The sequence below is a fragment of the Pandoraea pulmonicola genome, assembly GCF_000815105.2.
Lineage (GTDB): Bacteria > Pseudomonadota > Gammaproteobacteria > Burkholderiales > Burkholderiaceae > Pandoraea > Pandoraea pulmonicola.
On the sequence record NZ_CP010310.2, the window covers coordinates 711,505 to 725,104 of the forward strand.

At 66.3% G+C, this 13,600-nt stretch carries 12 protein-coding genes; 5 read left to right on the top strand and 7 right to left on the bottom strand.

Features of this window, described 5'->3' with window-relative positions:
* Positions 1-74: 74 nt before the first annotated feature.
* The 3 genes from RO07_RS03200 (at position 75) to RO07_RS03210 (ending at position 2,714) form a co-directional block, all read left to right on the top strand.
* Positions 75-1,025 (top strand): LysR family transcriptional regulator, encoded by a 951-nt coding sequence (locus RO07_RS03200; protein ID WP_039408013.1) that lies wholly within the window; start codon positions 75-77, stop codon positions 1,023-1,025.
* A gap of 105 nt (positions 1,026-1,130) precedes the next feature.
* The gene (gene ruvA, locus RO07_RS03205) at positions 1,131-1,712 is read left to right on the top strand and encodes a Holliday junction branch migration protein RuvA (RefSeq protein ID WP_039408014.1); all 582 of its coding nucleotides are present in this window, start codon (positions 1,131-1,133) and stop codon (positions 1,710-1,712) included.
* Positions 1,713-1,805: 93 nt separating this feature from the next.
* Complete coding sequence (locus RO07_RS03210) at positions 1,806-2,714, top strand: LysR family transcriptional regulator (RefSeq protein ID WP_039408016.1); 909 nt, start codon at positions 1,806-1,808, stop codon at positions 2,712-2,714.
* 33 nt (positions 2,715-2,747) lie between these two features.
* Here the strand turns inward: RO07_RS03210 and RO07_RS03215 are convergent, their stop codons facing one another.
* Both RO07_RS03215 and RO07_RS03220 read right to left on the bottom strand, forming a co-directional pair.
* Positions 2,748-3,773 carry a MerR family transcriptional regulator gene (locus RO07_RS03215; protein WP_039408018.1) on the bottom strand — a complete coding sequence of 342 codons (1,026 nt, stop codon included), beginning with the start codon at positions 3,771-3,773 and terminating at the stop codon, positions 2,748-2,750.
* 170 nt (positions 3,774-3,943) lie between these two features.
* A complete protein-coding gene (locus RO07_RS03220; RefSeq protein WP_052266982.1) occupies positions 3,944-5,263 on the bottom strand; it encodes an MFS family transporter in 1,320 nt (439 codons plus the stop codon).
* Between the two features lie 488 nt (positions 5,264-5,751).
* Between RO07_RS03220 and RO07_RS03225 the strand changes: the two genes are divergently transcribed.
* Together RO07_RS03225 and RO07_RS03230 are read left to right on the top strand one after the other, a co-directional pair.
* Entirely contained in the window at positions 5,752-6,699 is a 948-nt protein-coding gene (locus tag RO07_RS03225) for a 2-hydroxyacid dehydrogenase (RefSeq protein WP_039408020.1), read from the top strand.
* 4 nt (positions 6,700-6,703) lie between these two features.
* On the top strand, positions 6,704-7,432 hold the full coding sequence (locus RO07_RS03230; RefSeq protein ID WP_039408023.1) for a GntR family transcriptional regulator: 729 nt from the start codon (positions 6,704-6,706) through the stop codon (positions 7,430-7,432).
* A gap of 33 nt (positions 7,433-7,465) precedes the next feature.
* Here RO07_RS03230 and RO07_RS03235 read toward each other — a convergent pair whose 3' ends face one another.
* The 5 genes from RO07_RS03235 to RO07_RS03255 are packed head-to-tail and all read right to left on the bottom strand — an operon-like array spanning position 7,466 to position 13,588.
* On the bottom strand, positions 7,466-9,160 hold the full coding sequence (locus RO07_RS03235; RefSeq protein ID WP_039408026.1) for an ABC transporter ATP-binding protein: 1,695 nt from the start codon (positions 9,158-9,160) through the stop codon (positions 7,466-7,468).
* 48 nt (positions 9,161-9,208) lie between these two features.
* Positions 9,209-9,997, bottom strand: coding sequence for an SDR family oxidoreductase (locus tag RO07_RS03240; RefSeq protein ID WP_052266983.1), 789 nt, complete (start codon positions 9,995-9,997; stop codon positions 9,209-9,211).
* Complete coding sequence (locus tag RO07_RS03245; RefSeq protein ID WP_039408029.1) at positions 9,994-11,556, bottom strand: class I adenylate-forming enzyme family protein; 1,563 nt, start codon at positions 11,554-11,556, stop codon at positions 9,994-9,996. Before RO07_RS03245 ends, RO07_RS03240 begins: the two co-directional genes overlap by 4 nt.
* 58 nt (positions 11,557-11,614) lie before the next feature.
* The gene (locus tag RO07_RS03250; protein ID WP_418303700.1) at positions 11,615-12,544 is read right to left on the bottom strand and encodes an ABC transporter permease; all 930 of its coding nucleotides are present in this window, start codon (positions 12,542-12,544) and stop codon (positions 11,615-11,617) included.
* A gap of 51 nt (positions 12,545-12,595) precedes the next feature.
* Positions 12,596-13,588 (bottom strand): ABC transporter permease, encoded by a 993-nt coding sequence (locus RO07_RS03255; RefSeq protein WP_039408031.1) that lies wholly within the window; start codon positions 13,586-13,588, stop codon positions 12,596-12,598.
* Positions 13,589-13,600 lie beyond the last annotated feature (12 nt).

The window sequence follows — 13,600 nt, forward strand, 5'->3', positions numbered from 1 at the left end:
TCATCGAATCCATACGAAAAAACGTATGGCTGGTTCGATTTTGACGGCATCCACGGGGTGCCGGGAGACCGTGCATGGATTGGACCCATCGCCTGCGACTGCGCAATCTGCAGATGCTGCTGACCCTTGCCGAGACAGGCAACATGAGCCAATCCGCGGGTTTGCTCAACACGACCCAGCCCGGTTTGTCGAAGTGGCTCAAGGATCTGGAGGACGATATCGGCTTGCCGCTGTTCGAGCGTCAGGCGCGCGGCTTGCGTCCGACGGCCTACGGGGAAGCCCTGATCGAGCATGCCCGGCGCATCGAGGCGCAGCTCGACACGGCGCGCGACGACCTCGACGCCATGCGCGAGGGCGGCAGCGGACTGGTGGCGATCGGCACATCGGGGGCGTCGTCGGCCGACACGGTGCCGCTCGCGGTGCTGCTGCTCCTGCAGCGCATGCCGCGCGTGCAGGCCCGTGTCATTGAAAACACCATGGACCGGCTGATGAATCAGCTCGCGCACAGCGAGATCGACATCGTCGTGGGGCGTTCGGCGCCGGAATTGCAGGATCGCAATGTGCGCGCCGAGGCGTTGTACCTGGAGCCGCTGCACTTCGTCGCGCGGGCCCGGCATCCGGTCTTCTCGCTTGCCAAGGTCGACTGGCCGGACATTCATCGCTACCGGTGGGTGGTCTGGCCGCGCGGCACGCCGATTCGCAACGCGCTGGAGGCGGCGCTGGCCGAAGCGGGGTACCCGTTGCCGAACGACACCGTCGAATCGAACTCGACGATTCTCAACCTCACGCTGCTCAACAACAGCGACATGATCGGTCTCGCGTCGCACCGGACCGCGAGGCGGCTCGAAGCGCTCGGTGCGCTGCGCATCGTGCCGCTGCGCCTGGCCGGCTTCGGGGCGATCTCGATGTACTGGCGCGATGACGGCGCCAATCGCGCGGCGGTCGTGGCGGCGCTCGAATGCCTGCGCACGGCGGCAACGCGCTCGACCGGCGACGCGGTCGCCGGTGTCGAAGGGGAGGGGTGAGCGCGCGACCGGATGGCAAGGTGACGTGGCGGCAGGCCGGGACGCGCCGTCACCCTGCCGTTTGCTACACTTGCCGCCTGTCGAAGTCACTCTCTCGGGGCGTCAATGATTGGCCGCATCTCCGGCACGTTGCTGGAAAAGAATCCGCCGCACATCCTGGTCGATTGCCAGGGCGTGGGCTACGAAATTTCGGTGCCGATGAGCACCTTCTTCAACCTGCCGAACGTGGGCGAGCGCGTGACGCTGCTCACCCAGTTCATCGTCCGTGAAGACGCGCAACTGCTCTTCGGTTTCGGCTCGCCCGACGAACGCAACACCTTCCGTGAACTGCTCAAGATCTCCGGCGTGGGCGCCCGCACGGCGCTCGCCATTCTCTCCGGCATGAGCGTGGCCGACATTGCGCAGGCCGTGACGCTGCAGGAGTCCGGGCGCCTCACCAAGATTCCGGGCATCGGCAAGAAGACGGCCGAGCGTCTGCTGCTCGAACTCAAGGGCAAGCTTGGCGCGCAGCTGGGCACGGTGCCGGGGGTGGCGACGCCGCACGACCACAAGAGCGACGTGGTCAATGCACTGCTCGCGCTGGGCTATTCCGACAAGGAGGCGCTCGCGGCGGTCAAGACGGTGCCCGAAGGCACGAGCGTGTCGGACGGCATCAAGCACGCGCTCAAGGCGCTCTCCAAGGCCTGACGCGGGCGGGTGCATGAAAGCGAAGACGGATGCGCGAGTGACGAGGCGTCTTCAGCGTCTGAAGTGTCTGTAAGGAAGCGATGAGGAGACGGCATGCAGTTGCGATGGCTTGAAGACTTCGTCGAACTGGCACGCACGCGCAGTTTCACGCGGGCGGCCGAGAATCGCTTCGTCACGCATCCGGCGTTCGGACGGCGCATTCGTGCGCTAGAGGAGTGGGTCGGCACGCGGCTCATCGAGCGCACGAAACCGCTCGAGCTCACCGCCGCCGGCACCGTCTTTCTCGACGCGGCGACCAACGCCCTCGATATCCTCCACAGCGCCCGCACGCAATTGCAGGATGCCGCGCCCACTCTCGAAAACAATCTGAAGATCGCCACCGGCCGCACGCTCGCGGCCACGTTCTTTCCGGACTGGTACGACGAGACCGTCGCGCGCATCGGCGTCTTCACCGCCACGCTTTCCACCGGCGGGGCCGAGGAAGCGATTCTCCGGCTCGCGGCAGGCGAGGTCGACCTGCTCATCGTGTACTCCAGCGCGCACACGCGGCTGCTCATCGATCAGGAGCGTTTCGACTGGTTGAGCGTCGCGCGCGAAGTGCTGGTGCCGGTCAGCGCGCTCGACGCCAAAGGCCGCGCAAAATACCGGCTGGCCGCCGGGCCGACGCCCATTCCCTGGCTTGCTTTTTCCCGCACGCTCACGCTGCGCGCCGTGCTCGCGCGCCATCTCGCGGAGATGCCGAACCGGCCCACGCTCAAGCCGGTCTATCAGGCCGACTCCTACGAGGCGATTCTCGCGATGGCGCGCCGTGGCGCTGGCATTGCCTGGCTGCCGCAGCGGCTCGTGGCGGACGACGTCGCGCGCGGCACGCTCGCGATCGTCGGCGGCAAGGACTGGCAGATCGGCTTCGACATCGCGTTGTACCGGCGGCGCCATCAGCCGCACCCGGTGCTCGACGCGATCTGGCAGAGCACGCGTCAGGCGTCGGGCGAGGACGTCTGACGCGCGATTTCATCTGGCCTTGCCCAAGCGAGCTCAGCCTTGCGCCAGATGGGCGAGGGCTTCCTTCACGTACGCCAGCAGATGCGCATCGACGAACGTCCCCGACGCCAGATCGGGCTCGTGCATGTACGCTTCACGAATCTTCGCGTGCGTGGCCGGATCGTCCCCGGCGTAGGATCGGAAATACGTCATCCATTGGTGCGCCAGCGCTTGCGTCTCGGGTGAATCCGCCGGCGCACCGCTTTCGAGCCGGTCGCGCATGGCGCCGATGAGGGCGGGCCATTTGTCGTAGTACTTCAGATAGTTCGCGGCCATGAAGCGGTACTCGTCATCCGAGAGGTACTTCCGGAAGACGTTCAGTTTCGTTTGCGCAATCGCCTCCTTGAGATAACACGCGAGGTCGGGCGTGATGCCCGTTTGCGAGCGCACCGACGGCTCGTTCTCGTGCATGGTATTGAGCTTGGCGAGCAGACGGGCGTCGCCGCCCGTGTCGCGCACGATCATCGCCATCCAGCGGCGCGAGATCGCCTGCGCGGCTTCGCCCGTCGATGGCTCGCCGCGCGCCATCAGCGCCTTGACCTCGGCCACGATGGCAGGCCATTCGGCATCATGCGCCTGCTTGTTCTGGTACAGCGGGAAGCGGGCGAGTTCGTCCTTCGAGAAGTATTTGTCGTACATATTCATCAGCTCCAGCGTTGTCAGCCATTCGGCAAGTTCCGGGGCGTCGCCTGCGGCCAACTGCGCCTGCAACCGTGTCAGACGATCGCACAGACGACTCGCGTCCTCGATCTGCCGCGTGAGCATGTCGATCTGTCGAGCGATGAGCGTGTCGAGCGGGACGTCCCGGTTTGCCAACCATTGACCGATGTCGGTGAGCGACATACCGAAGCGGCGCAGCGCCTGGATCTGATGCAGACGGGCGATGTCGCTGCGATCGTAAAGCCGGTAACCGGCATCGGAGCGCGCCGAAGGCGTGAGCAAGCCGAGCGTGTCGTAATGGTGAAGCGTGCGCACCGTCAGGCCGCTGCGTTTGGCTAATTCACCGACTTTGAGCAACATCGGAGCTCCCGTGATCTTCTGGCGTGTGACAAGGCTGAGGCCTCACGTAGCGTGAGGGTCAAGCGATTTTAAGCGACATGGTTCTCATGTCACGCACCAACAAGGGAAGCTCGAAAGCGGGAGTGTGGGAGGGGCGGGCGCATCGCGCCACGCCCCTTCCCGGATCACGATCAGTGTTCGTGATGCAGGTACCTGGCTTCTCGCGGCAGACGCAGGCTCACGAGGAACGCAATCACCATCATGCCGGTGACATACCAGTAGAACGCCGGTTCCATACCGGCCTTCTTCAGGCCCAGCGCCACGTATTCGGCCGAGCCGCCGAAGATCGCATTGGCGACCGCGTAAGCGAGGCCGACGCCCAGCGCACGCACTTCGGTCGGGAACATCTCGGCCTTCACGATGCCGCTGATCGACGTGTAGAAGCTCACGATCGCCAGCGCCACGCAGATCAGCACGAAAGCGGCGATCGGGCTCTGCACCGTCTTGAGCGCCGTGAGGATCGGCACCGTGGCGATTGCCCCGAGCGCGCCGAAGAGCAGCATGTTGTTGCGACGGCTGATGCGGTCCGACAGCATGCCGAAGAGCGGCTGCATGCACATGTAGGCGAACAGGCAGCCCGTCATGATGTAGCTTGCCGTCTTGATCGGCATGCCGGCCGTGTTGACCAGGTACTTCTGCATGTACGTGGTGAACGTGTAGAAGATCAGCGAGCCGCCGGCGGTGTAGCCCAGCACGGTGAAGAACGCCGCCTTGTGGTGACGGAACAGACCCGCCAGCGTACCGGCATCGCGGTTGGTGCGGCTGGCCGCCGTCGACGTCTCGTGCAGCGTGCGGCGCAGCAGCAGGGCGACCACGGCCGTGATCGCACCGACCACGAACGGAATGCGCCAGCCCCAGGCCTTGAGTTCGGCGTCGTCGAGGAGCTGCTGCAGAATCACGACCACGAGCACGGCGAGGAGTTGACCGCCGATGAGCGTGACGTACTGGAACGACGAGAAGAAGCCGCGACGGCCCTTGAGCGCCACTTCACTCATATAAGTGGCCGTGGTGCCGTACTCGCCGCCGACCGACAGGCCCTGCAGCAGACGCGCGAAGAGCAGCAGCGCCGGCGCCCAGTTGCCGATGCTGGCGTACGTCGGCAGTGCGGCGATGAGCAGCGAGCCGAAGCACATCATCATCACGGAGATGACCATCGAGTTCTTGCGGCCGTTACGGTCGGCGATGCGGCCGAACAGCCAGCCGCCGATGGGGCGCATCAGGAAGCCGGCGGCGAACACACCCGCCGTGTTGAGCAACTGCGCGGTCGGGTCGGAACTCGGGAAGAACGCCGGCGCGAAATAGATCGCGCAGAACGCATAGATATAGAAGTCGAACCACTCGACCAGATTCCCGGACGATGCCGCCACGATCGCGAATATGCGCTTGCGGACTTCCTCGGGGGTGGGTGGTTTGTTGCCGATATCGGCGTTGAGGGTAGCTGTCTCTTTCATTTCTACTGGCGATGCAGGGCATCGCGTTGACTACGTTTGCAACAATGACGCGCGGGTGCTTGCGTCATATCCAATTCACATCGGATCTCATAAGCCAACCATCGCGTCGCGGGGCGCGGCCACTATAGCGGTTATGTGCCGGTCCATACAATGCCCGGACATCGGATCTATTATTGTGAATATGGAAACAATCCAACGAATTGTTGCTCTGCAACATGGCGATCGCGCCCGGCGGGCGGCATTCCCGACCGCTTGATCGAGTCTCCCGTCCATCGGGAAATCTGCCCGAAATTCGCGCGGGAATTCTTACGATGTGAGAGGCCGGATGCGAAACGATCGCTTATGCCACGGTTTCCCGGTGCATATCCGATGCGCATTCATAAGCTATTCGATAAGAAATGCTTAGCGCGACGCGGGGCGGTCGGTAGCATGAGAGGCCGCTTTCTCCCGAAGCCCTTGCGCGTCGACGCGGGGCGCACCCCGAAGTCATGCAAGGCGATACGTTATTGATCAAGTCGGGCGGCGCTGCCGCGCTGACCGAATGGCAGCACCATTTTGCGCGGCTGATGCCCGGCTTGCGCGTGTACGGATGGGATGACCCGTTCGTCGATGCGCGCAACGTGAAATACGCACTCGTCTGGCGGCCCGATCACGGGCGTCTCGCGCATTACCCCCGATTGCGGCTGATCCTGAGCGCGGCCGCTGGCGTCGACCACATTCTGGCGGATCCGGCGTTGCCGCCCAACGTGCCTATCGTGCGCATGGTGACGGACGAGACGCGCGAGCGCATGAGCGACTTCGTGACGCTTTCGGCGCTGGCCATCGTGCGCGATATGCCCGCACTGCTCAGCGCCCAACGCGACGGGCGATGGGCGGACGAACTCACTGGACGCCTGGCGCGCGACACACGGGTGAGCATCCTCGGGCTCGGCGAGCTCGGGAGCGCGGTGGCGGCCCGGCTTCACGCGAACGGCTTTCGGGTGAACGGCTGGGCGCGCACGGCGAAGTCGCTGGCGAATGTGCGCGTGTTCTCGGGAGAAGCGCAACTCGACGCCTTGCTCGCAGAGACCGACATCCTGGTCAACCTGCTGCCTGACACGCTGGCCACGCGCGGCATTCTCGGGCGCCGCCTGTTCTCGCGACTGCCCGCGGGCGCAAGTCTCATTCAGGTGGGACGTGGCGCGCATCTCGATCGCCAGGCGCTTCTCGATGCACTCGACAGCGACCGCCTTCGCTACGCGGTCGTCGATGTCTTCGACGTCGAACCGTTACCGCCGGACGATGCGCTGCGCCGGCATCCCAAGGTATTCGTGACGCCGCACATCGCTTCGACGGTGTCGTATGCCGCGCGCGCCCGACAGGTGGCCGATGTACTCGGAGCGCATCTGCGCGGCGCACCGCTGCCATTCGTCTACGACGCCAAGCGGGGGTACTGACATCATGACGAACGACTCACACGCAAGCGACGAGGTTGCCATCGCACGCGGCGACGACGCCTACGAGCGCATCCGGCACGATGTACTCACCTGCGCGATCATGCCTGGCACCATCGTGAGCGAGGCGGAGCTCATGCGGCGCTATGACATTGCGCGCACCAGTTGCCGGGTGGCGCTGGTGCGTCTCGTGCACGAGGGCTTCGCGCGGGCGATTCCGCGTCAGGGCTATCGCATCTCGCCGATCACGCTGGCGGACGTCGAAGAGATCTTCAACCTGCGTGCGCAGCTCGAACCGATGGCCGCGCGGCTCGCTTGCGGCAATGTCGATACCGAGTTGCTCGCGCGCCTGGACGAAGCCTGCGAAGCGCCCTATGCGCACAAGCCCATCGGTCACCAGATCGAGTGGTTCCTGCACACCAACCGGAAATTCCATCTGACCATCGCGGCGGCGAGCGGCAATGCGCGGCTGTATCGCACGCTGGCCGGCCTGATGGACGACATGGCCCGCCTCGTCTCGCTGGGTTTCGGCGTGCAGGGTGTCCGCCCAGGGATCGAGCGCGATCACGAGGGCATCATCAAGGCATTCGTCACCGGCAACGCCGCGCGCGCCGAAGCGCTCGCCCGTCGGCACATCGAGACCTTTCTCCAGCAGACCAAGGAACAGGTGTTCGCCAGTCTTTCGAGTTCGGGCACGTGGCTTCCCTACTTCTCGATCGCCGACCTGCGGAAGTAGGCAGTCCTCGGGGCGTTGGTGTTGCCCGCGCGATCACGCCGCGGTGCGGGCGCGTGCGTCTTCGTGGCGTCTCCCCGGGATCGCATCGAGCAGCGCGCGAGTGTACGGATGGGACGGTGCGCGGAAGATGGCCGCCGTGTCGCCGTACTCGACCACACTGCCCGACTTCATGACGGCGAGCGAGTCGCACAGCTGCGCCGCGATACGCAGGTCGTGCGTAATGAAGATCATCGACAGTCCCAGCTCCGACTTCAGACGCGCAAGCAGGCGCAGCACTTGCGCCTGCACGGAGACGTCGAGCGCCGACACCGGCTCATCCGCGACGAGCACGCGCGGTCGCATGGCGAGCGCCCGCGCGAGTCCGATGCGCTGACGCTGCCCGCCGGAGAACTCATGCGGGAAACGGTCGAGCGCGTCGGCGTTCAGCCCCACCAGTTCGAACAGTTCGCGCGCGTGCTCCCTGGCTTCGCGCGGCGGTTCGCCCCGTGCGACCGGCCCTTGCGTCACGATGTCGCCCACGCGGCGGCGCGGGTTGAGCGAACTGAACGGATCCTGGAACACCATCTGGATGTCGAGCGCCGCGCGTCGCGCTTCGGCGTTGAGCGCACCGGCTGCAAGATCGGCGTCGCGATAGAGAATGCGTCCGGCGTCGGGCGTCATCAAGCGAAGAATCGCGCGCGCGAGCGTCGATTTGCCCGACCCGCTCTCGCCCACGATGCCCAGCGTCTTGCCGGCGCCGACTTCCAGGCTCACGTCGCGCAGTGCTGCCGTATCCGCTTGCGCCTTGCCGAGCCAGCCGTGGCGGCGATACGTCTTGCGCACTTGCTCGATGCGCAGCACCGGTGGCGCTTCCTTGCCGCCGCTATTGCCGCGCTCGCCACTATCGCCGCTCTTGCGACGAGATCCGCCGGATGCCGATGGCGCCCCCGTCCCGGACGACGGCAACGCAGGCACCGCCGCGATCAATGCCCGCGTGTACTCGTGCGATGCTCGCGTAAGGAGGCTTTGCGCCGGCCCTTGCTCGACAATCTCGCCATGCCGCATCACCGCGACCCGGTCGGCGATCTCCGCCACCACGCCGAAGTCGTGCGTGATGAACAGTACGCCGGTGTCCTTGCGTTGCTGAAGCTCGCGAATGAGCGTGAGGATCTGCGCCTGCGTGGTGACGTCGAGCGCGGTCGTAGGCTCGTCGGCGATCAGCAGCTCCGGCTCCAGTGCGAGCGCCATCGCGATCATGGCACGCTGACGCTGACCGCCGGAGAGCTCGTGCGGGTAGCGTTTGGCGGCATCGAGCGGCGAGGGGATGTGCACGGCCTCGAGCCACTCGAGCGTGCGGGCGCGAATCGCGCTGCCCGACAGACGCGTATGCGTGCGATACACCTCGGCGATCTGGTCGCCGATGGTGCGCAGCGGATTGAGCGCCGTCATCGGTTCCTGGAAGATCATGCCGATGCGTGCGCCGCGCCAGCGACGACGTTCGGCTTCGGGCAGCGCCAGCAGATTTCCCTCGCCGTGCCACGCCACGCGTCCCGCGCTGACGCTCACGCCGGGCGGCAGCAGTCCGAGCAGCGCGCTCGCGGTCATCGACTTGCCTGAACCGCTTTCCCCGACCATGCAGAGAATCTCGCCGCGCTCGAGCGAGAACGACACATCGCGAAGCGCGTGCGGACGATCCGCCTCCGGGGGCAGGTCGAGAGTGAGACGTTCGACGTCGAGCAGTGTCGTCATGAGGGAAATCCTCCGTGAGGGCGTTGGTGGCGTCGGTGGGCCATGCGTTCAGAGGCGTTGGCCGCCGCTCGCGTCGAGCGACTGGCCGGTGATCCAGCGGGCGGCGTCGCTGGCGAGAAACGCCACGATGTCGGCGATGTCGCGCGGCTCGCCCACGCGGCCGAGCGCGACCGTCTGGGCGATGACTTCGCGCTCGACGGGATCGCTTGCGCGACGGTTCAGGTCGGTGGCCGTTGCACCGGGCAGCACGGCGTTGACGGTGATGCCGCGCGCGCCGAGGTCTGCCGCGAGCAGTAGCGTCAGCGCTTCCAGGCCGGCCTTCGCGGGCGCGTAGACGCTCATCTCCGGATACGCCGCGCGGGTGCCCATCGACGAAACGTTGACGATGCGCCCGCCGTCGCGCAGGTAGGCGAGGGCGTGCTGGATCAGGAAAAACGGCGACTTGAGGTTGACCTGCAGCACGCGGTCGAACGCCTCGGGCGTGACGGCGTCGATGCGCGCCCGCAGGCCCACGCCCGCGTTGTTCACGAGAATGTCGAACTGCGGCGGAAGGTTGTGCGCCGCGAGAGCGCCGGTGAAGCGTTCGATGAGGGCGAGCGCGCCGTCCGGCGACGACAGGTCGGCGCGCACGGCAAACGCCCGCGAGCCGTTCGCACGCAGTGTCGCAACCAGCGTCTCGGCGTCGTCTTCGGCCGCGTTGTAGTGCACGGCGACGGTGGCGCCACGCGCGGCCAGCGCAACGGCGATGGCGCGGCCGATGCCGCGGCTTGCGCCGGTAACGAGGGCGACCTTGCCGTCAAGGCGAATCGGGTCACGGGAATCGGGCTGAAGGCTCATGAGGCGAGGGCTCCGGAAAGGGGACGTGTGTTGTTTCGGTCTTCGCTCCAGCCGCGTTCGGCTTCGAGTGCGCGGGCTTGTTGCAGGAGCGCGTGGCGGTCGACCTTGTTGGTGCCGGCCAGCGGGAGTTCGGCCACGAACGCCACGCGGCGCGGATGCTGATAGGCGGGACCATTCGCGAGCGCATGTTGCTTGAGGGCTTCGGCGCTCAGCGTGCTGCCTGGCTGCCGGACGACAAACGCGACCGGCACGGCGGCCCGCTCCTCGTCGGGCAGCGGCACCACGCTGGCCTGGCGCACTTCCGGGTGCGCTTCGAGCAGCTTCTCCACTTCCACCGGATAGATGTTCTCGCCCGCGCAGACGAACATGTCGTCCGCGCGCCCGACGAAGTAGAAGAAGCCGTTCGCATCGCGCCGCATCACGTCGCCGCTGTAGTACCAACCTTCGTCGAGCACTTGTGCCGACTTCTCGGGCAGACCGTGATAGCCGCGCATGACGGCGGGATTGCGCATGCAGAGCACGCCGTGATCGGCATCGTCGCCGTCCACGAGCTTGACCGCATCGGGCGACAGCGGATAGCCGAGGGCGAGCGGCGGCGGCGGGATACCGTCGGGGTGCGGTCCGAAGATGCTCGGGCCGGCCTCCGTGGTGCCGTAGCCATGATGGATATGCGTGTGCGGAAACGCGGCCTGAATCCGGGCGAGTAGCGCGGCGCTCATCGGCGCGGAGCCCAGCATCACACGCTTGAGCGAGGAGACGTCGCGGCCCGCCAGCGTCTGCGGATCCTTCACGAGCCGAGCGAACATCGTCGGTACGGCGGTGAGCGCGGTGATGCGATACAGCTCCAGCGCATCGACATACGAGGCGACGTCGAACGACGGCAGTATCACGAGCGAAGCGTTCGCGGCGAAGGCCCGCTTCGCCATGAACAGGCCGTTCATGTGAAACAGCGGTTGCGCGAGCAGAAGGCGCTCGGACGACGGATCCTCCGGGCGCACGTACGTCGCACCCAGCGCCCAGAGCTGCCCGGCGTGCGTGAGCGGCACGCCCTTCGGCTTGCCGGTGGAGCCGGACGTGTACAGCATCTGCGCGGCGTCGTCGGGCGCCGGGCGCACGGATTCGAAATCCGTCGGCCGGATCTGTGCGGCGAAGCCGTCAGGGCCGTCGTCGTCGAAATCGATCACCGGCACGCGTGCGGCGAGCGCTTCGCGGCGCGCACCGTCGACGAAGGCGAGTGAGATGCCGGCATCGTCGATCACGTAATCGAGGATTTCGCGCGACTGTTTGATGTTGATGGGCACGGCGACGTAGCCCGCGCGCATGATGCCGAAGTAGGCGATCAGATACTCGGCGCGGTTGAGCGAGGCGATGGCCACATGGGCGCCTGCCGGCAGGCCACGGGCGCGCAAGGCGGCGGCGACGCCCGACGCGAGCCCGTCGATGTCGGCGTGCGTGTAGCGGTGCGGCAGCTTGCCGTCGCGCAGATCGACGATCGCGGTCGCGTTCAGATCGAGGGTTCGGTCGATGAGGTCGCCGAGGTTGTGCCAACGATGAGTCATGAGATTCGGAAGAACGATGAGATATTCGGGAGGGCGAGGCGTCGGTTGCGCTCGGCGCTCAACGCCTGCGTAACGAGGGGTTCAGCGCATCGTTCAGGCCGTCGCCCACGAGATTGAGGGCGAGCACGGCGAGCATGATCGCCACGCCGGGCTCCGCGCACAGGTACCAGGACGAACGGATCAGCGTGCGGCCTTCGCCGATCTGACGGCCCCAGCTCGCCACGTTCGGATCGCCGAGTCCGAGGAACGACACGACCGATTCGTACAGGATCGCGCCGGCCACCACGAGCGTTCCCATCACGAGCACGGGCGGCAGTGCATTGGGGAGCACCTCGCGCAGCGCGATGCGCCACGGCGAGAGGCCGACGGTGCGGCACGCCTGCACGAACTCGCGCGACTTGAACGACAGACACTCCGCACGCGTGAGGCGTGCGATGGCGGGCCACGACACGAGCGCCACGGCAATCACCGTGTTCTCGATGCGCGGACCGAGAATCGCCACGACAGTCAGCACGAAGACGACATTGGGCACGATCTGGAACAACTCGGTCAGACGCATGAGCCCCTCGTCGATCCATCCGCCCCACCACGCGGCAATCGCACCGATCGACACCCCGATGGCCGTGGCCGCGACACTGGCGGCAATGCCGATGACGAGCGTCGCCCGGGCGCCATGCGCGAGTTGGGCGGCGATGTCGCGCCCGAGGGCGTCGGTGCCCAGCGGGTACTGCCATTGTTCGAACGGCCAGATTTCCGGCGCGGCCACGATGCGCAGCGGGTCGCCCGGATACCACCAGCCGGTGCACAGCGCGACGACCGCGATGAGCGCGAGCAGCATTGCGCCTGCCACGGCGCCGCCGTGTCGGGTGAATTGCCGCCATGCGTGGGCGCGGCGCCTTTCGGGGTGAGGCGCGGGAACATTGGCAACCATCGCAGTCGTATGGCTCGAAGGGAGCGCGTCGAGCGTGGGTTCGGCGGAAGACGTCATGGGACAGACCGGTTTTTTACAGTGAAGCGGGAAGACATCGTGCTGGCAACATCACGACGCTTGCGTGCGGATGCGCGGATCGAGCCGTGTGTAGATCAGATCCACGACGATGTTCGCCACGATGACCAGCGCCGAGCTGAGCACGAGCAGCCCCAGCACGACCGGGTAGTTGCGGCTCATGACGCTGTCGAAGAGCACGCCGCCGATGCCGGGCCAACTGAAGACGGCTTCGACGACGATGCTGCCGCCCAGCACCGTGCCGAGTTGCAGACCGAGCAGGGTGACGACGGGCAGCATGGCGTTGCGCACCATGTGACGCGCGATCACGGCGCGGCGCGTGAGGCCCTTCGCCCGCGCGGTACGGACGTGGTCCTGCCGAGCGACTTCGAGCATCGACGCGCGCATCACGCGCGCATACGTCGCCGCGTAGAAGAGGCCGAGCGTGAGGGCCGGCAGCGCGAGATGGTGGAGCACGTCGAGCGCGGCGTGCCACGCGCCGGCGAGGCCGGTGCCGTAGTCCAGGCCGATGGTGGTCATGCCCCCCACGGGAAACCAGCCGAGTTTCACCGAGAACAGAATGATCAGCATGATGCCGAGCCAGAAGCTCGGCGCGGCGAAGCACACCACGGCGGCGATGGACACGAGCGTGTCGCGCCATGTATTCACGTTCACGGCGGCGACGACGCCGGCGCTAACCCCCACGAGCACGGCGACGACGAGGCTGGCGAGCATCAGCACGAGCGTGGCGGGCAGATGCGCCATGATCACGTCGAAGACCGGCAGGTTGTGACGGTACGAGTAGCCGAGATCGAGGTGGGCCACCGCGTTGATGTAGTGCAGCAGTTGCTGCCACAGCGGCTTGTCCATGCCGTACGTCACGCGCAGGCGCTCGATCAGGGCGGGGTCCGTGACCTGCTGCTCGGCGGTCATCACGTCGAGCAGCGTGCCCGGCACCGACTGGATCAGGCAGAAGTTCATGACGATCACGCCGAGCAGCAGCGGCACGGCTTGCAGCACCCGGCGCAACAACAGACGCGTCACCATGACAACCGTCTC

What these genes read in the sequence shown, in the direction of transcription:
- RO07_RS03245 (WP_039408029.1), bottom strand. Translation starts at nt 11,556, where the DNA reads ATGACTCATCGTTGGCACAACCTCGGCGACCTCATCGACCGAACCCTC.
- RO07_RS03240 (WP_052266983.1), bottom strand. Translation starts at nt 9,997, where the DNA reads ATGAGCCTTCAGCCCGATTCCCGTGACCCGATTCGCCTTGACGGCAAG.
- RO07_RS03235 (WP_039408026.1), bottom strand. Translation starts at nt 9,160, where the DNA reads ATGACGACACTGCTCGACGTCGAACGTCTCACTCTCGACCTGCCCCCG.
- RO07_RS03225 (WP_039408020.1), top strand. Translation starts at nt 5,752, where the DNA reads ATGCAAGGCGATACGTTATTGATCAAGTCGGGCGGCGCTGCCGCGCTG.
- RO07_RS03210 (WP_039408016.1), top strand. Translation starts at nt 1,806, where the DNA reads ATGCAGTTGCGATGGCTTGAAGACTTCGTCGAACTGGCACGCACGCGC.
- ruvA (WP_039408014.1), top strand. Translation starts at nt 1,131, where the DNA reads ATGATTGGCCGCATCTCCGGCACGTTGCTGGAAAAGAATCCGCCGCAC.
- RO07_RS03220 (WP_052266982.1), bottom strand. Translation starts at nt 5,263, where the DNA reads ATGAAAGAGACAGCTACCCTCAACGCCGATATCGGCAACAAACCACCC.
- RO07_RS03255 (WP_039408031.1), bottom strand. Translation starts at nt 13,588, where the DNA reads ATGGTGACGCGTCTGTTGTTGCGCCGGGTGCTGCAAGCCGTGCCGCTG.
- RO07_RS03215 (WP_039408018.1), bottom strand. Translation starts at nt 3,773, where the DNA reads ATGTTGCTCAAAGTCGGTGAATTAGCCAAACGCAGCGGCCTGACGGTG.
- RO07_RS03200 (WP_039408013.1), top strand. Translation starts at nt 75, where the DNA reads ATGGATTGGACCCATCGCCTGCGACTGCGCAATCTGCAGATGCTGCTG.
- RO07_RS03230 (WP_039408023.1), top strand. Translation starts at nt 6,704, where the DNA reads ATGACGAACGACTCACACGCAAGCGACGAGGTTGCCATCGCACGCGGC.
- RO07_RS03250 (WP_418303700.1), bottom strand. Translation starts at nt 12,544, where the DNA reads ATGACGTCTTCCGCCGAACCCACGCTCGACGCGCTCCCTTCGAGCCAT.